Annotated in this window: 19 protein-coding genes and 3 tRNA genes; 11 read left to right on the forward strand and 11 right to left on the reverse strand. The window is 69.9% G+C overall.

From position 1 onward, the window contains the following. The first annotated feature begins 62 nt into the window (after positions 1–62). The 3 genes from ORI60_RS07100 to ORI60_RS07110 all read left to right on the forward strand — a co-directional run bounded on the left by ORI60_RS07100 (position 63) and on the right by ORI60_RS07110 (position 3116). Positions 63–593 (forward strand): RNA polymerase sigma factor, encoded by a 531-nt coding sequence (locus ORI60_RS07100; protein WP_266035582.1) that lies wholly within the window; start codon positions 63–65, stop codon positions 591–593. A gap of 133 nt (positions 594–726) precedes the next feature. Beyond that, a complete protein-coding gene (locus ORI60_RS07105; protein WP_266035583.1) occupies positions 727–1086 on the forward strand; it encodes a hypothetical protein in 360 nt (119 codons plus the stop codon). Further along, positions 1083–3116 carry a CHAT domain-containing protein gene (locus tag ORI60_RS07110; protein WP_266035584.1) on the forward strand — a complete coding sequence of 678 codons (2034 nt, stop codon included), beginning with the start codon at positions 1083–1085 and terminating at the stop codon, positions 3114–3116. The genes ORI60_RS07105 and ORI60_RS07110 overlap by 4 nt, the downstream gene beginning before the upstream one ends. Here ORI60_RS07110 and ORI60_RS07115 read toward each other — a convergent pair. Then, positions 3047–3943, reverse strand: a complete 897-nt coding sequence (locus ORI60_RS07115; RefSeq protein ID WP_266035586.1) for a S8 family serine peptidase — start codon at positions 3941–3943, stop codon at positions 3047–3049. The genes ORI60_RS07110 and ORI60_RS07115 overlap by 70 nt on opposite strands. 213 nt (positions 3944–4156) lie before the next feature. On the opposite strand from ORI60_RS07115, the gene ORI60_RS07120 reads away from it, so the two are divergent. Beyond that, entirely contained in the window at positions 4157–4945 is a 789-nt protein-coding gene (locus ORI60_RS07120; RefSeq protein WP_266035587.1) for a hypothetical protein, read from the forward strand. Positions 4946–5242: 297 nt separating this feature from the next. On the opposite strand, the gene ORI60_RS07125 is transcribed toward ORI60_RS07120, so the two are convergent. Further along, entirely contained in the window at positions 5243–6679 is a 1437-nt protein-coding gene (locus ORI60_RS07125) for a PLP-dependent aminotransferase family protein (RefSeq protein ID WP_266035589.1), read from the reverse strand. A gap of 61 nt (positions 6680–6740) precedes the next feature. Between ORI60_RS07125 and ORI60_RS07130 the strand changes: the two genes are divergently transcribed. Then, positions 6741–7394 carry a YczE/YyaS/YitT family protein gene (locus ORI60_RS07130; protein WP_266035590.1) on the forward strand — a complete coding sequence of 218 codons (654 nt, stop codon included), beginning with the start codon at positions 6741–6743 and terminating at the stop codon, positions 7392–7394. Here ORI60_RS07130 and ORI60_RS07135 read toward each other — a convergent pair. Next, a complete protein-coding gene (locus ORI60_RS07135) occupies positions 7345–7872 on the reverse strand; it encodes a Clp protease N-terminal domain-containing protein (protein ID WP_266035592.1) in 528 nt (175 codons plus the stop codon). The genes ORI60_RS07130 and ORI60_RS07135 overlap by 50 nt on opposite strands. Then, the gene (locus tag ORI60_RS07140) at positions 7869–8078 is read right to left on the reverse strand and encodes a helix-turn-helix domain-containing protein (RefSeq protein WP_030473166.1); all 210 of its coding nucleotides are present in this window, start codon (positions 8076–8078) and stop codon (positions 7869–7871) included. Before ORI60_RS07140 ends, ORI60_RS07135 begins: the two co-directional genes overlap by 4 nt. Positions 8079–8139: 61 nt before the next feature. On the opposite strand from ORI60_RS07140, the gene ORI60_RS07145 reads away from it, so the two are divergent. After that, entirely contained in the window at positions 8140–8850 is a 711-nt protein-coding gene (locus ORI60_RS07145; RefSeq protein ID WP_266035597.1) for a protein phosphatase 2C domain-containing protein, read from the forward strand. Positions 8851–8898: 48 nt separating this feature from the next. On the opposite strand, the gene ORI60_RS07150 is transcribed toward ORI60_RS07145, so the two are convergent. The 5 genes from ORI60_RS07150 to ORI60_RS07170 all read right to left on the reverse strand — a co-directional run bounded on the left by ORI60_RS07150 (position 8899) and on the right by ORI60_RS07170 (position 10322). After that, positions 8899–8972: transfer RNA gene (locus tag ORI60_RS07150), tRNA-Phe, on the reverse strand. A gap of 14 nt (positions 8973–8986) precedes the next feature. After that, positions 8987–9060: transfer RNA gene (locus tag ORI60_RS07155), tRNA-Asp, on the reverse strand. A 38-nt stretch (positions 9061–9098) separates the two neighbouring features. Then, positions 9099–9171: transfer RNA gene (locus ORI60_RS07160), tRNA-Glu, on the reverse strand. 149 nt (positions 9172–9320) lie between these two features. Beyond that, positions 9321–9950: a ScbR family autoregulator-binding transcription factor gene (locus tag ORI60_RS07165; RefSeq protein ID WP_266035599.1), complete on the reverse strand. Its 630-nt coding sequence runs from the start codon at positions 9948–9950 to the stop codon at positions 9321–9323. A gap of 126 nt (positions 9951–10076) precedes the next feature. Continuing rightward, positions 10077–10322, reverse strand: coding sequence for a hypothetical protein (locus ORI60_RS07170; protein WP_266035601.1), 246 nt, complete (start codon positions 10320–10322; stop codon positions 10077–10079). Between the two features lie 153 nt (positions 10323–10475). On the opposite strand from ORI60_RS07170, the gene ORI60_RS07175 reads away from it, so the two are divergent. From ORI60_RS07175 to ORI60_RS07190, 4 genes are all read left to right on the forward strand, one after another. Beyond that, on the forward strand, positions 10476–10736 hold the full coding sequence (locus ORI60_RS07175; protein WP_266035603.1) for a hypothetical protein: 261 nt from the start codon (positions 10476–10478) through the stop codon (positions 10734–10736). A 55-nt stretch (positions 10737–10791) separates the two neighbouring features. Next, complete coding sequence (locus ORI60_RS07180) at positions 10792–10998, forward strand: heavy-metal-associated domain-containing protein (RefSeq protein ID WP_266035605.1); 207 nt, start codon at positions 10792–10794, stop codon at positions 10996–10998. Further along, the gene (locus tag ORI60_RS07185; RefSeq protein WP_266035607.1) at positions 10995–13178 is read left to right on the forward strand and encodes a heavy metal translocating P-type ATPase; all 2184 of its coding nucleotides are present in this window, start codon (positions 10995–10997) and stop codon (positions 13176–13178) included. Before ORI60_RS07180 ends, ORI60_RS07185 begins: the two co-directional genes overlap by 4 nt. Positions 13179–13444: 266 nt before the next feature. After that, the gene (locus ORI60_RS07190; RefSeq protein WP_266035609.1) at positions 13445–13750 is read left to right on the forward strand and encodes a hypothetical protein; all 306 of its coding nucleotides are present in this window, start codon (positions 13445–13447) and stop codon (positions 13748–13750) included. A gap of 87 nt (positions 13751–13837) precedes the next feature. On the opposite strand, the gene ORI60_RS07195 is transcribed toward ORI60_RS07190, so the two are convergent. Beyond that, entirely contained in the window at positions 13838–14041 is a 204-nt protein-coding gene (locus ORI60_RS07195) for a cold-shock protein (protein ID WP_030477903.1), read from the reverse strand. Positions 14042–14364: 323 nt separating this feature from the next. On the opposite strand from ORI60_RS07195, the gene ORI60_RS07200 reads away from it, so the two are divergent. Then, entirely contained in the window at positions 14365–15537 is a 1173-nt protein-coding gene (locus ORI60_RS07200) for a L,D-transpeptidase (RefSeq protein ID WP_266035612.1), read from the forward strand. On the opposite strand, the gene ORI60_RS07205 is transcribed toward ORI60_RS07200, so the two are convergent. Then, on the reverse strand, positions 15534–16349 hold the full coding sequence (locus tag ORI60_RS07205; RefSeq protein ID WP_416234378.1) for a glutamate ABC transporter substrate-binding protein: 816 nt from the start codon (positions 16347–16349) through the stop codon (positions 15534–15536). The genes ORI60_RS07200 and ORI60_RS07205 overlap by 4 nt on opposite strands. Positions 16350–16355: the final 6 nt, after the last annotated feature.

Here is a 16355-nt window from a genome sequence, read left to right on the forward strand (position 1 = left end):
GTGGACAACCCACTTTCGGGTGAGCTGCGGAGCCGTGGCGCCGGAGTTCGACTCCAAATGGCATGGACTCGAACACTGAGGTTCTCACCGCGTGGCGTTCCGGTCTCTCCGGCTGGGACGCCCTCGTCGAGCGCTACTCCCGGCTGGTCTGGTCGGTGCCCAGATCGTTCCGCCTGAGCCGGACCGATGCCGCCGACGTCTACCAGTGCACGTGGCTCTGCCTGGCAGAACACCTCACCCGACTGCGAGAACCCGAGCACCTCGCGACCTGGCTGGTCCGTACCGCCACCCGCCAGTCGATAGCGGTCCTGCGCACGCGGGGGCGCGAGGTCTCCTACGACCTGTGGGAGCCGGTCTCGGTCCTGCCGACCCCGGACGAGGTCGTCGTCACCACCGATCGGCAGCGCCGGCTGTGGTCGGCGCTGATGACCTTGAACGAGCGCTGCCAGCGGCTGCTGAGGATCGCTGCCCACAGCCCTGAACTGAGTTATGCACAGGTTGCGGACGCCCTGGGGATGAACCTGGGGAGCGTTGGTTCCACGCGCAGCCGTTGCCTCGCTGAGCTGCGGCGGAAGCTGGTGGACCTGCGATGAGCGACGACCTCCTGACCCTGCTGGCCGGCCTCTTCGATCGCACCGGCGCCCCGCCCCGGCTCGCTGCCCCGGCTGCGGCCGACGCCCCGCCTCGGCCAGTTGTCCACAGCCTGCTCCACCCCGGAGGTTCGCGATGAGGGACCCGCTGCTCGACGAGATCGCCGGCCTGTTCGGCTCGGACACCCCGCCGCCCGCCCTCGCACCGCGCCCGACGGGCCTCGCACCGATGGCCCCTGTGGACGAACCGGTCCGCGGGCCGTCCCGCCAGCTCGTGTTCCACCTCGGCGCCGGACGCCTGCACCTGCAGCTCGACCCCGGCCACCTGACCGGTGTGCTGGACGACAGCGGCCTCGCCGTCGAGATCCACGCACCGTCGTCCGTCCAGGCGCTGCGGCCGGATCCCGAGGGCTGGTTCCGCGCGACCGTCAGACCGGGCCCGGTGTGCGTGACCGTGCCCGGCCTGGGTCTCACGACCGGCTGGTTCGTCGCATGAGCGCCAGCGCCGACCCCCGGGCCACCATCGCGACGACCGAGGTCCGCGGCACCAGGGCGCAGCGCGCCGACGCCCTGCACGACCTCAGCGTCGCCCACGCCGAGCTCGGCCACCTCGACGTCGCCGCCCGGTTCGCCCGGCGCGGGCTGCGCCGCCCCCGGGGGGGGCGGGGCCCCCGCACCCGCGCGGGGGGCGGGGTGGGCGGGGGCGGCCGGCCGCGGCGCCTCGAGCACCTCGGCCTCGCGACACCCCTGCTGCGCGGCGGGGAGCTCGCCAGGGCCAGGTGCCTGCGCGGACTGCACCTCTGCCAGGAGGCCGAGCCCAGGCTGGCGATCGCCGAGCTCACCGCGGTCATCCGGGAGCTGCGCAGGTACGGCGACGAGAGGTGGCTGGCCAACGCGCTGATCGGACGGGGGATCGCGCGGTGCAACGCGACCAGGCTGACTTCCGCCGAGGCCGACTTCAGGGCCGCGGAGACGCTGCTGCGGGCGATGGGCGAGCCGGGAAGAGCGGCGATGTGCCTGCACAACCGGGGGTTCGTCGCGATGCTCGCCGGCGATCTGCCGCTGGCCCTGCGCAGGTACGAGGAGGCCGCGAAGGCCGGTCTGGACTCGGCGAGCCGGCCGGAGGCACTGGTCGACCGGGCAGAGGCGTTGCTCGCGGCCGGGCTGACGGCGGACGCGCGACGGGTGCTGGCGCCCGCGGTGGAGTTGCTGCGGCGGTGCGATCGGCACGTGCCCGAGCTGGCGGTGCTGAGCGCGCGTTGTGCGTTGCGCGACGGGGATCCGGCCCCGGCCATCCGGCACGGCGGCACGGACGTCGAGTTCATGCTGGCCGCCGGGAAGCTGGACGCCGTCGCGGCGCACCGGTTCCGCGGACCCGCTCAGACGCGGGCGCTCGGGTGGCTCGCGCAGGCCAGGCGGTCTGATCGGCGGGGTGCGCTGGCCGCGTGCCGGGCGGGCCTGAAGGTGCTCGACGAGCACCACGGCGACTGGCCGCGACGGGAACTGACCGGCCACGCGCTCGGGCTCGCCAGGACGGCTCGTGAGGTGCTGCACTGGTCAGAACGGCACCGGACCTCGGTTCCGCTGCCTCACAACGACCCCGAACTCGCGCGAGCGCTCACCGACCTGCGCCGGGCGAAGGCGTTCGGCCTGCCGCTGGAGGCGTGGGAGCGCAACGTGCGAAGGCTGACCCTCGCGTCCAGGAGGAGCGTGGACGCGAACACCGCACCGCCGGGCCTGCCGCTGGTCAGCTTCATCGTCCACGAGGGACAGATGAAGGCCGTCACCCTCGTCGACGGACGTGCACGGATGCGCGTGGTTCCCGATCCCTCCGAACTCGTCCGCAGCGCGAAGCTCGCGCTGCGGGCCGGGCGCGCCGTCACGACCGACCTGCTGCCGGATGCGGAGGAGGTCGTCGTGATCCCCGACGGGGTGCTCAACGACATGCCGTGGGCGGCGCTGGGTCGCCGAGTCCACGTCGTCCCGTCGTTGAGCAGGTGGAGGCCTTCCGGTCGCGGTGGTCACCGGCTCTGGGTCACCGGACCGGGGCTGTTCCACGACGAAGTGCCCGCGCTGCAGCGGGAACACGGCGGCACGATCGCGGAGTCCACAGTGGAATCAGTCCTGGCGCGGCTCGACGGCGCCGGGATCGTGCACATCGCGGCGCACGGGCACGTCCACCCGGACAACCCGCTGTTCTCCCACCTCGAACTGCGCGACGGCCCGCTCTACGGCTACGACATCGCGAGGATCGCGCACCCGCCCGAGACCGTCGTCCTGTCGGCCTGCGAGTCGGGCCTCGCCCGCGCGTTCCTCGACGCCGGAACCAGGGCGGTGATCGCGAGCGTGCTGCCGGTGCCGGACGCGCGGGTCGGCGCGGCCATGGCCGAGGTCCACCGCCTCGTCGACCACCCGGTGGAGGCGGCGCGGGCCGTCGCCCACCTGGGCTTCAGCTGCTACGGCACCGGCACGAGGGTGGCGGCGTGCAGCGCGGCGGCGAACGACGTGCCGGTGCAGAGCAGCTGAGAGGTTCCGACCGTCGCCAGCACGTCGACCCCGGACGCGACCACGTCCACCCAGGGCCCGCGGCCGGAGAAGGCGGCCGAGGCGCCCACCGCCGTCACCGCGGGCAGGGCGGCGGGCCACCACGGGCGTTCGGAACCGCCGTTGCCCGCCGCGGCCACCACGGTTCGGCCGCAGCCGGCCAGGACGGGCGGGCAGAGGTCGTCGAACGAGTAGGTGCCGGACGCGACCAGCACCACCGGCAGGTCGCGGGTGGCGCGCAACGCGGCGGCGAGGGTGAGGTCGTCGCCGAAGCCCGAGGCGCCCAGGACGGGGAACGGGCGCACCAGGGCGCCGTGGTGGCGGAGGACACCGGCGACCAACGCGCCGTGCGGGGCGTCGAGAGGGGTGTCGAGCAACGCGACCGTGCCCTCGCCCAACAGCTCCGGGACGCGCTCGCCGATCACCGGCCGGGAGGTGCCGATCATGATCGGGCAGGCGAAGTGGACGTGGTTCGGAGTGGCACCCACGTCGGCGGCCACCTCGACGACGCGTGCTCGTTCGGACGCTTTCAGGTGCATGCGGATGGCGCCCGAAGCGATCTCCTCGTGCGAATAGACCCCTCGCAAGCGCTTGCGCACAGTGGGTGCGTCCGCGGGCAGGACGACCAGTTCCCCCGAACGGACCAAGCACTCGTTTGGACCTGCCGGATCGTGCACGACCACCGGACCGAGCGCGGCGGAGGCGTGATCGACCAGCTCAGAGAGGCTGTTGACCTGCTTGGGCGCGTCCACAACGGACACCATCCCCCGCCGCGACACGGTCCACAGGGGACCGACGCGCAACGTCACTCGATCCGATGACGACACTGAGGGTGTTCATGCCTGATCAGGGCGACACGGACAGCCGCACAAGACCGCCCTTCCGGGTGTTTAGCGCGGAGTGGGTTCGCAAAGTCACTCACCGGTGCTAGACATAGCTCTACGTCGACCTCCGATGGCGCGCTGTGCGTTGAGGGTGACCCGAAACGGTGGACGGGTGGTGATCCTGTGGCTGGTGGTGGAGTGCGTGCACTGCTGCTGCGGACTGCTGCCCTCGGCGGGCTCACCGCCGGCGCCTGGCTGCTGAGCGGGACGACCGCGTCCGCCAGCCCCGAGGAACCCCCGGCCGTCGAGGTCACCACCGAAGTCGCCACCGAGGCCGCCGCCGAAGCTCCACAGCTCCTCGACGACCCCGCCGGGTGGGCGAAGGCCTTCACCGCGTCGCTGACGGAGAAGCACCAGCCGGAGAAGCTCGTCCCGCCGCCGGTGCCGACCAAGCCGGAAGAGCCCCAGGAAGAGCCCGACGAGGGCCCGATCCTCGACTTCACCGGCGGTTCGCACAGCAACTCGCGCTCGGGCACCATCTCGAACGAGGCACCGCCCGAGGTCATCGCGGCCAAGGCCCAGGTCCGCGCCGCCAAGATCGCCGCGAGGCTCGCGGCCCAGCTCCCCCCGCCGCCGCCTCCTCCTCCGCCACCCGCGCCCGTCCTGGTGGCCAAGAAGGCCGTGCAGCTCCTGCCCGATCTTCCGGTGCCCGCTCCCGTGAAGACCGAACCCGCACCGGCGAACGACTACAACTGGTCCGTTCCCGGTCCGGACGCGCCGCTGCCCGCACCGCAGCAGGCCCCCGTGGTCACGACGGCCACCGCGTCGTCCGGCCACACCGACAACTCCGGCGGCACGCGCGGCGTGCTCGCTGTTCTGACGTCGCACAACTCGCTCTTCCCGCCCGCCACGTGGTCGGTCGAGGAGCGTCGCGACGGCACTGCGCCCGGCAGCGATCCGGGTCTGCCCAGCACGTCACCCGACTGAGTCCGACAGGACAAGTCTGCCCTCTGCGCGATTTGTAACCCTCTCGTTCCGTCGCGCCAGTAACTCCTCCTGTCATTTCCCGTTGTACGCAAGGAACCCCCAGTCTTCCTGACCTGCCAACCGCGCCCTGGCAGGTCGGGTCTGGTCCGAGTGCCGCGCTGCCCCCGCAGTCTCGGACCACACGGGAAACCTGCGGACGGGGGACGTCAATCCCTGGGACGTCCCCCGCCGCAGGCCTCTCGTTGGCAAGTTCGTCGGCCCGGTCTCCCCCGCTGCGGGAGACCGGGCCGGCGGGGCTCACGCGCCCGGTGTCGACAGCTCGGCATCCGCCGGAAATCCCGTTCCTGCAACGGATGCAGCTATCACACCCAAACGGCCGATCGCTTCCCGGAGCACTTCGGGCGACTGCGTGTACGGCACTCGGAGCATCTGCTCGCACCCTCCGTGCACGGCCCACCGGGGACCGGGAACGAGCCGCAGGCCGTGGTTCTGCGCCATCACCGCGATCCTGGTGCTGACCGGCGCGTCGAGCGTGCACCACAGCCCAAGACCCCCGGCCGGCACCTGAAAGCTCCACTGTGGACAGTGCTCGCGCAGCGCCTGCACAGCGACGTCCCGTTGCGCGGCGAACTCCAGGCGCCGTTGCCGCAGCACGGGTTCCGGGTCCTTGAGCAGGTCGGCCAGCACCAGCTGCTCGAACACCGGCGTCCCCAGGTCGATCGCCGCCCGCGTGGACGTCAGGCGGTGCACGATCTCCACCGGAGCCCGGATCCACCCGACGCGCAGCCCGCCCCAGTGCGACTTGCTCGCCGATCCCAGCGTCACCACCAGGTCTCCACCGAACGCCGCCATCGGCAACGGCATCGGTTCGTCGGTCAGCGACAGCTCGACCAGCGTCTCGTCGACGACGAGCGGCGTGTGGGCCTTCCGCAGCACGGCGACGAGAGCTTCCCGGCCGGCGGAGGGGAGCAGCGAGCCGGTCGGGTTCTGGAAGTCGGGGATGAGGTAGGCCAGCCGGGGCCCGACCTGCCTCAGCGCCGCCTCGTACGCGTCGACGTCCCAGCCGTCGTCCGTCATCGGCACCGGCACCGGGATCGCCGACGCCGCCCGCACCGCCTCCAGCGCGTTGGGATACGTCGGCTGCTCGACGAGAACCCGGTCGCCGGGCCCGGCGAACAGCCGCAGCGTCAACGCCCACGCATGCTGGGCACCCGACGTGACCACGATCTGGTCCGCGGAGGTCGGCAGCCCTCTCGCGGTGTAGCGGTCGGCGATCACCTGACGCAGCACCGGCAGACCGCGCTCGTGGTAGCCGTGGGACCCCAGGTGCTCGGGCATCTGGGCCATCGCCGCGGTCATGGCCTGGCGCAGTCCGGGGTGCGCCGGCGGCGCACAGCGGGTCAGGTCGATCAACGTGTCGTCGCCGCCCGTGATGCCGCCGCCGGCGCCGACGGGACCGTTGATCCACGACCCCGCTCCGCGCCGCGACTCAACGACCCCCTCGATGCGCAGCTGGTCCAGCGCGGCGGTGATGGTGGTGCGGCTCACCGGCAGCGCGCCGGTGAGCTCGCGTTCGGACGGTAGCCGCGTCCCGACGGGCAGACGGCCGTCCGCGACCAGCAGTTTCAGTGCCGAGGCGAGGTCGGCGGAGCCCTGCCGGGCCCCGCCGCGCCGCCATTCCCCCAGCAGCCGGGCGAGCCGGGCACCGGATATACGTCCACCTGGTGGGAGCATGAAGCCAATTATCCCGAATTGGCTATGGATTACCAGGCCAATCGCAGCGCAACATAGCCACATGGCCTCCATGACCGCACTCCACCAGGTCTCCGTCCGGATCTCACCAGCCCGTCGCCTCCCGCAGCTGTTCGCAGGGCTGTGGCTCTACGGCGCGAGCATGGCGTTGCAGATCCGAGCGACGCTCGGCCTGAACCCGTGGGACGTGCTGCACGAGGGCCTCGCGAAGATCACCGGCCTGAGCTTCGGCCTGATCACCGCGATCACCGGTGTGCTCGTCCTGCTGGCCTGGATCCCGCTCCGGCAGAAGCCCGGCATCGGCACGATCGCGAACGTCGTGCTCATCGCGGTCAGCGTCGACGTCACGCTCTGGCTCCTGCCCGCGCCGGAAGGACTCCTGCCCCGGATCGTGTTCCTGACGCTGGGCATCGTCCTGAACGCCGTCGCGTTCGCCGCGTACGTCGGTTCCCGGCTCGGACCAGGTCCGCGCGACGGCCTGGTCACCGGTTTCTGCCGCCGCACGGGCATCTCCCTGCGGCTCACGCGGACCGTGCTCGAACTGCTCGTGCTCGGCACCGGCTGGCTGCTCGGCGGCACGGTCGGCATCGGCACGGTCCTCTACGCGCTCGGCATCGGCCCGCTCGCGCAGCTGTTCCTGCCCGCGCTCACCTGGCGCGAGCGCTCGCGGCCCGCTTGCGAACTTCCTCGTACGTGACACCTCGTTCCGTCAGGACCTCGGCCACGATTCCCTTGCCCTGCAACAACGCCAGCAGGATGTGCTCCACACCGAGGTAGTTGTGGCCGAGGTCGCGCGACTCGCGCAACGAGTTCTCCAGCGCCTTCTTCACGGCCGGTTCGAGGGGCATCCCGAACCACCGCCGGCGCGGGCCTGGCCGCAGCACCCCGGTCCCGAGTGACTGCTCCACCGACTCGATCACCGCGTCGACGTCGATTCCCAAGCCGCGCAACGCTTCCGCGTCGGCCTTGGTCAGCCCGCCCTTGCGCCGGTAGTCCCGGAACGCCGTCTCCAGCTCGCCGCGCGGCAGGTCGAACCCGGCCAGCGCCGGCGAGTCGAGCAACGCCAGCAGCAGGTGCTCCACCCCGACCTCGGCGGCGTGGATCTGCTCCGCCTCCCGCACCGCGGTCTTGACCGCCTCGCGGGCTTCCTTCGTGAACCGTTCCGCGATCATCATCGCCCCCCGTGCTTCTTGTGGACCGCCTGGCGGGACACCCCGAGCTCCGCCGCGATGTCCTGCCACGACCAGCCCTGCGCCCGCGCACTGCGGACCTGGGCCGCCTCCAGGTGTTCGAGCAGTCGCCGCAACGCGCTGACGGCCCGCAACCCGACCTTCGGGTCGCGATCCCCAGCCGCTGTGGCGAGATCCGTCGCTTCTGTCATGCCGTCAACCTACGTTGACAACCGGCATCCGTCAACCGAAGTTGACACGTACCGTGGGAGCGTGAAGATCGAGACCGCCGAGCAGGGGGCTCCGGGCCGAGTCACCGAAGATCGAATCCGCGTGCTGCCGAACGCCGTCGTCGTGCTCGACGGCGTGACCTCGCGAACCAGGCCACCCGATCGCAACGGTGGCTGGTACGCCTCGAAACTCGCCGACGAACTGGTCCGGCTGCTCGACGGCACCGATCCGCTGACGGACCTGCTCGCCCGAGCCATCTCGAACCTCGTGGCGGAACACGACCTCGTCCCGGGCGACTCGCCCGCCGCGACCGCCTCGGTGGTGCGCTGGAACGACGACACGATCGAGGCGCTCGTGCTGTGCGACAGCCCGGTTGTCGCGTTCGGACGGTCGACCCGAGTGCTCGAGGACACCAGACTTGAAGACCTCCGGCCCGATCCGGACATCCTCAGGTGGAAGAACAAAGCGGGCGGGTACTGGGTCGCGGAGGCCGATCCCGCAGCGGGACACCAGGCCCTGACGGCGACCTGGCGCCGCGAGGAGACCGAGAGTGTGATCGCTCTCACGGACGGTGTCTCCTGTGGAGTGTCCGTGTACGGGCTTTTCTCCTGGGAGGACCTGGAGCAATTGCCGCTCGGCGAAGTGCTCGACCGAATCCGCGAAGCAGAACGCGATGATTCGGAACACCGGCTTTGGCCCCGGCACAAAACGCACGACGACCAGGCGATCGCGCGAATCACCTTCAGCGCATGACGAAAGAAGCCCCACAGAAACTCTGTGGGGCTTCTTTCGAAGAAGGTATGGCCAGGGGCGGGGTCGAACCGCCGACCTACCGCTTTTCAGGCGGTCGCTCGTACCAACTGAGCTACCTGGCCATGAGAAAGTAAAGCGACCCAGACGGGACTCGAACCCGCGACCTTCGCCGTGACAGGGCGACGCGCTAACCAACTGCGCCACTGGGCCTTGCTTCGTGCTGTCTTACCGTACCGTACTTTACTGCGTGCCCCCAACGGGATTCGAACCCGCGCGACCGCCTTGAAAGGGCGGGATCCTAGGCCGCTAGATGATGGGGACTAGCTGGTCTCTGGAAGCATCGTAAGCATATGCCATAGGTCCGCGCACCTCCAAAACGGGGGTCCCACTTATGCGCTGACCTGCTGAAACCCCCTTCCAGGCCGGATCGCCCAGATCAACAAATGCCTGTTCAGGGCCGTTCGGGCCCGTCACGCCGGTTCAGAAGCAGTTTGTGATCCAGACAACTTCCAGCCGGGAGACGCGACGCCGGCCAGCACGTGCCCCAGAACCTCGCGGATCCGCACGGGGAAATCCGCGCACGCGGTCGTGGCCGAGGAGATCAACCGCGAACCGAGCGCCGCGCCGCACAACGTGCGCGCCACGGCCTCGGGATCGACACCGGCCCGCAGGTCTCCGCGCTCGGCCGCCTCGATCACGTAGGCGGCGATGAGCTTCTCCCACATGACGTGCGCGCTCGGGACGCCCGGATAACCGACCTCGCGATCGGCGGCGAGCCGCACGCCGGCGCGCAGCACCACGTCGGCCGCCATCCGGTCGGCCGACTCGGCGAACATGCCGTGCAGGGCGCTCAGGGGGTCGACTGCGCGCAGCCGCCACGACTCCCTCACCTGCGCCCACAGCTCGCTCTGCCGTTCGACCAGGGCATCGGCGACCGCTTCCTTCGAGGGGAAGTGGAAGTAGAACGCGCCCTTGGTGAGTCCGGCGCGCGCGAGCACGGCGGTCAGCGACGTGCGCTCGTACCCGAGCCGGTCGAACTCCTCCGCCGCGGCGTGGAGTATCGCCTCACGTGTCGCGTACGCCCGGTCCTGCTGGGGCATGGGTGAAGGTTAGCCGTTGCCGCTAAAGAGACCCGTGGGTATGTTTCGAGATGCGGCCCTGTTCTGCAGACGCGCTCCGGGGGGTGCGCGCCTGGAGTCAGGGCCGCTTTCGCGTGTGCACGACGTTCACCGCTGAACCGGGGGCACCCCGCCGTCCTCGCCCGGTGACAGGCCCAGCATGTCCAGCAGCGTCCGGCAGTCCTCGGTGCCCAGTGCACTCCTGGCGACCGCGAGCCTGGCCCGGTGGACCTGTTCGTCGGAGATCCGCGAGGGTTCTCCGCTGCGCTGGGCCGGCACGTTCGGCCCGCCCTGTCGCGACATGCTGTCGTCCTGCGTGAACAGGAACTTCCGCACTTCCAGTGACCCGCTCATGAGCACCCTCCCCGACTTGAGGTTGGCGCGAGGCTAAGCGACCTGGGACAACGGCCGCAGCCCCCCGCAGAGTGATTCCACCGACACCCAGCGTTACTTTCCGTACTGGTGCCGTGCGCACCGGTGGGGAACTGGCCAGTGGATGATGGACCGATGACCGACCCCACGCCGGAGCCTTCCCCCGATGCAGAGGGCCAAAACGCGTCCCCAACACCTCCTCCACCCGACCAGGAGGCGATCTTCAAGGCGCTCAGCGGCATCGATCTGAACACCATCGACGCCGACATCGAGTCCGCGTTCGGCTCGCGGATGGCCGAGCTCGACAAGATGCTCGAGGGCCTCGACGACCTGGTCAACAAGATCGAGAGCGACCTGCAGAACCTGGACCAGCCCAAACCCGACAGTCCTCAGTAGAACGCTTACCCCAGGGGGGTATAGACTCGGAAGCCCGAAGAGAGAAAGGGCTCCGATGTCCGTCAGCGCCACCTACACCGTCACCGGCATGACCTGCGGCCACTGCGTCAGCTCCGTCACCGAGGAGCTGACCGAGGTCCCGGGCGTCACCGGTGTCGACGTCGTCCTGGAGACCGGCGCGGTCACCGTGACCAGCGACCGCGAGCTCGACCGCGCCGAGGTCGTCGCCGCCGTCACCGAGGCCGGGTACCAGGTCGCATGACCACGACCGAGCCTCGCCACGTCGAGCTCAGCATCAGCGGCATGACGTGCGCCTCCTGTGCGAACCGCGTCGAACGCAAGCTGAACAAGCTCGACGGCGTCTCCGCGACCGTGAACTACGCGACCGAGAAGGCCAGCGTCCAGTTCCCGGGCACCCTGCGGGTCGACGACCTCGTGTCGACCGTGCGGGCGGCGGGTTACGACGCGGAGGAGCCCCGGCCCGAGGCTCCCGACGTGGACGAGGCCGGTGAGCTGCGGCTGAGGGTCACCCTCGCCGCGGCGCTCGGCATGCCGGTGATCGCGTTCTCGATGATCCCGGCGTGGCAGTTCCCGACCTGGCAGTGGGTGTCGCTGGCGCTGGCGAGCGTGGTCGTGTGGGTGTGCGGCTGGCCGTTCCACCGCGCGGCCTTCGTCAACGCTCGGCACGGCGCCAGCACCATGGACACCCTCGTGTCGATGGGCGTCACGGTCTCGTACCTCTGGTCGCTCTACGCGCTGGTGTTCGGCGAGGCCGGCACCGTAGGGATGCGGCACGAGTTCAGCCTGCTGCCCCGGCTCGGCACCTCCGGCGACATCTACCTCGAGGTCGCGGTCGGAGTGACCGTGTTCCTGCTGCTCGGACGCTGGCTGGAGGCCCGTTCGAAGCGCAGTGCGGGCGCGGCCCTGCGGTCGCTGCTCGCGCTCGGCGCCAAGGACGTGGCGGTGCTGCGCGACGGCGTCGAGACCCGCGTGCCGATCGGCCGGCTCCGGGCCGGCGACCGCTTCGTGGTCCGTCCGGGTGAGCGCGTCGCCACCGACGGCCTAGTGGTCGACGGCAGCTCGGCCGTGGACCGCTCGATGGTCACCGGGGAATCGGTGCCGGTCGAGGTCGGCGTGGGCGATCAGGTCGTCGGCGGCACCGTCAACGCGGGCGGCAGGCTGGTCGTCGAGGCCTCCTCCGTCGGCGCGGACACGCAGCTCGCGCGGATGGCCAGGCTGGTCGAGCAGGCCCAGGCCGGCAAGGCCGAGGTGCAGCGGCTCGCGGACCGGGTGTCCGCCGTCTTCGTCCCGGTCGTCGTGCTGATCGCGCTGGCGTCGTTCGGCGCGTGGCTGCTCGCCGGGCGGCCGCTGGAGTTCGCGGTGACGACGGCGGTGGCGGTGCTCGTGATCGCGTGCCCCTGCGCCCTGGGCCTCGCGACGCCGACGGCGCTGCTCGTGGGCACCGGCCGCGGCGCCCAGCTCGGCATCCTGGTGAAGGGCCCCGAGGTGCTCGAGTCGACGCGGCGGGTGGACACCGTCGTGCTGGACAAGACCGGCACCGTCACGACCGGCCGCCTGGCGCTGGTGGACGTGATCCCCGCGGCGGGGGTGGATCGGGACGAGGTGCTGAGGTTCGCGGCGGCCGTCGAGAGCGCGTCCGAGCACCCGATCGGCGCGGCCGTCGTCCGCGCGGCCGGCGACGTTCCCCCGGTGTCCGACTTCGTTTCCACGGACGGCGTGGGCGTCAGCGGAACGGTCGAGGGCCGGCGCGTCGTCGTGGGCCGTGTGCGCGACGTCGTGCTTTCCCGGGAATTGACTGAGGCCCTGCTTGCCCACACAACTCGGACTGTTGTCGCGGTTTCCTTTGATGACAAGGTTGTCGGCGCCATTGTCGTGGCGGACGTCGTGAAACCCACGTCCGCACAAGCGATTCGGGAACTGAGGGAACTCGGTTTGCGGCCGGTGTTGCTGACCGGCGACAACGCCTTCGTGGCCGCCGAGGTCGCGGCCGAGGTAGGCATCGACGAGGTCATTGCCGATGTCCTGCCGTCCGGCAAAGTCGAAGCGGTTCGGAATCTCCAGGCACAGGGCCGAGTTGTGGCCATGGTCGGCGACGGCGTGAACGACGCGCCGGCCCTCGCCGCCGCGGATCTGGGGCTGGCCATGGGAACCGGGACCGACGTCGCGATCGAGGCGAGCGACCTGACCCTGGTGCGCGGTGACCTGCGCGTGGCGGCGGATGCGATTCGGTTGTCCCGCAAGACTTTGAGCACGATCAAGGGGAACCTCTTCTGGGCGTTCGCCTACAACGTCGCTGGACTTCCACTCGCGGCCCTGGGTCTGCTGAACCCCATGATCGCGGGCGCCGCAATGGCCTTCAGCAGCGTGTTCGTTGTTACCAACAGCTTGCGACTACGGGGTTTCCGCGCATCGGCGGCATAAGAATCTCGTTGCGAACACTCCCCAACGAGCGCGTGCGCGTGCAACAATCCAAAAGCTGACACACCCCCGGTCAGCGCCTGTGGAGATCCCCTCCGGCCCCCGCGTTCCTCCCCCTGGCGCGGGGGCCTCCGCAGCTCTGCGGTCGCTGGAACGCACGACCTCGTGGCGGGTGCGGGAGATCCACTCAGAGTGGGTGCCGGTGACACCTTGGGGTGACCCGGCTCACAGGGGTTTGGCTTCCGTGACCGAGCCGTTATCGTGTCCCGGTGCCTATCGGATCCCTCGGACGCTCCAAGTCCGGCCGTCACCGCCCTGCGGACGACCCGCAGCAGCCGGAGACGTCGCACGACGACGAGCTGACCTCCTACCTGGCCGCCCTGGCCCCGGACGCGGACAACGAGACCACCGCCTCGGGCTTCGGCAGCGCTCAGGTGTACCAACTGCGGCTGCAGCTGATGGCCAACGAGCAGCTCAAGGAACTCGCTGCCGAGCGCCAGACCTCCCCGCAGGCTCTCGCCACGGAGTGGGTCATGCAGCGCCTGGAGTGGGAAGCGCGTCAGCGCGGCCACTAGTCCAGAGCGAAGACGAAGAAGGACCCTCGACCAAGCCCGGTCGAGGGTCCTTCTCGCGTACGACTCAATTGCGGCGTATTACAAACCTCAGACCGCGCGGACGTTCTGGGCCTGCGGACCCTTGGTGCCCTGGCCGACCTCGAACTCCACTCGCTGGTTCTCCTCCAGGGTGCGGAAACCCTGACCCTGGATCTCCGAGTAGTGGACGAAGACGTCAGCGCCGCCGTTGTCCTGGGCGATGAAGCCAAAGCCCTTTTCGGAGTTGAACCACTTGACAGTGCCCTGTGCCATGTACCTGCCTCCATCGCAGGAAAGCTTGGGGCTGCACCGTGCAACCCCGGCCGTCCCGGGGGCGTTAGGCAAACTCGCTGAGAGCGCACCGCACGCCCGCGTGTCGTTCCGCGAGCGTGTGAAGCACGAACACAGAAACCACGGCCTGCGCGGGTCAGCCTAACGTGTGATTGGTCATAGCACTACAGGTCATTACTGGCCGGTTGCGTGCCTCAACAGGAGGAAACCCGCTGGTCCGGGTGGGTGAACGCAATTTCCCGAGCAACGTGTTCCACGGCCGCGCGTCCTCATGTTCGTTGGACGAGGGGATCTTGGGGAGAAACGTGTTCCGGCCACTGGTTTTGGCTCTACTACTGGGATTGACCGCCTGCAGCGCCGCACCCGATGGTGCGTCTGGGGCCGGTTCACAAGCCACCGCTCCGGCCGCGGAGCAGAAGGCGAAGGCAGTACTCACCGTTACCCCGTCATCAGGCGAGGGGATCAGCCCGGCCGGACCATTCGAGGTCGGAATGACCGGTGGCGCGCTGACCTCCGTCGTGCTGACGGGCTCCGACGGCCGGGTGGTGAAGGGGGAGCTCTCCACCGGGCGCTGGGTCGCCACCGAGGACCTGGCCTACGGCAAGGCCTACACCTGGTCCGGCTCGGCCAAGGGTGAGGACGGGACCGACGTCCCGGTCACCGGGTCGTTCCGCACCGTCAAGCCGCAGCGGCTCACCAGCGCGAAGCTGAACGTCGGCGACAACCAGACCTACGGCGTCGCGATGCCGTTGAAGGTGACCTTCAGCGCGCCCGTGCAGGACAAGGCCTCCGTGCAGAAGGCGATGTCCGTCAAGACGTCCGTGCCGACCGAGGGCGCGTGGGCGTGGCTGTCCGACACCGAGGCGCATTGGCGGCCGAAGGAGTACTGGAAGCCGAACACCGAGGTCTTCCTCGACGTCGCCGTCTACGGCGTGCCGTTCGGCGGGGGTGCCTTCGGCAAGGAGGACGTGCACGCGCAGTTCAAGATCGCGGACCGCGCGCTGGTGACCAAGGCGAACACGCAGACCAAGCGGTTCGAGATCTACCGCGACGGCGTTCTGCTGCACGACTTCCCGGCTTCGTACGGCAAGGAGAGCGACCCGGGCAGGGTGACCCGGTCCGGCATCCACGTGGTGCAGCAGAAGGAAGCCTCGCGCAGGATGCAGAGCAGGGTCTACAACTACGACGTCGCGGTCACGTGGGCGGTGCTGATCTCGCAGAACGGCGAGTTCGTGCACGAGAACGACAAGACGATCCCCCAGCAGGGCAAGGAGAACGTGTCCCACGGGTGCGCGAACCTGTCCGGTCCCAACGCCAAGGTCTTCTTCGACCTGACGATGGTCGGCGACCCGGTCGAGGTCGTGGGTTCCTCGGTGCAGCTCGGCCTGGCCGACCCGAACGGGCCGGCGCACGGCGACTACTGGCAGTGGACGCTCGACTGGGCGGCCTGGACCGCCAAGTCCGCGGCCGTCGGCTAGGACTTCTCGGTGATCTGGGGTGGCTGCGGGATCTCGTAACCCGACGGACCGACGTTGCGTTCGAGGGCCCGCTTCCACTCACCGCTCGAAATCATCTTCTCGATCGCCTTGTTCACGGCGTCGCGCGACTCGGCGTCGCCCTTCGGCACACCGACGCCGTAGCGCTCCTTGGAGAACGTCTTGCCGACGAGCTTGAGCAGCTCGGGGTTCTCCGCGGCGAACCCGGCGAGGATGACCTCGTCGGTCGTGACGGCGTCGACGTTGCCCGCCATGAGAGCGATCACGCAGTCGGAGTACTGGCCGTACTCGACGATCTGCACCTGCTGGGAGAAGTCCGTCTTCACCTTCTGCGCGGAGGTGGATCCCTTGACCGAGCACAGCTTGCGGCCGTTCATGGTCTCCGGGCCCTGGATCGAGTTCTCGGTGTAGCGCACCAGCATGCCCTGGCCCGTCTCGAAGTACGGGCCGGCGAAGGCGACCTTCTCCTTGCGGGCGTCGGTGATCGAGTACGAGGCGATGATCAGGTCGGCCTCGCCGGTCTCGAGCATCGACTCGCGGGCGGCGCCGCGGGCCTCCTTGAAGGTGATGCCACCTTCCTCCACCCCGAGCTCGTTCGCCACGTACTTGGCGACGTCCACGTCGAAGCCGACGTACCGGCCGTCGAGCCGCCGCTGGCTCATGCCGGGCTGGTCGTAGCGGATGCCGATCGTCAGCTTCCCGGAGTCGGCACGTCCGATGACTGTGCTGGTGTCACCGCTCCCACAGGCGGTGGCGAACACCGCAATGGCAGTCAGTAGCGCGGCACGACGGATCACGAC

The sequence above is a fragment of the Lentzea sp. NEAU-D7 genome, from assembly GCF_026242055.1.
Classification (GTDB): Bacteria; Actinomycetota; Actinomycetes; order Mycobacteriales; family Pseudonocardiaceae; genus Lentzea.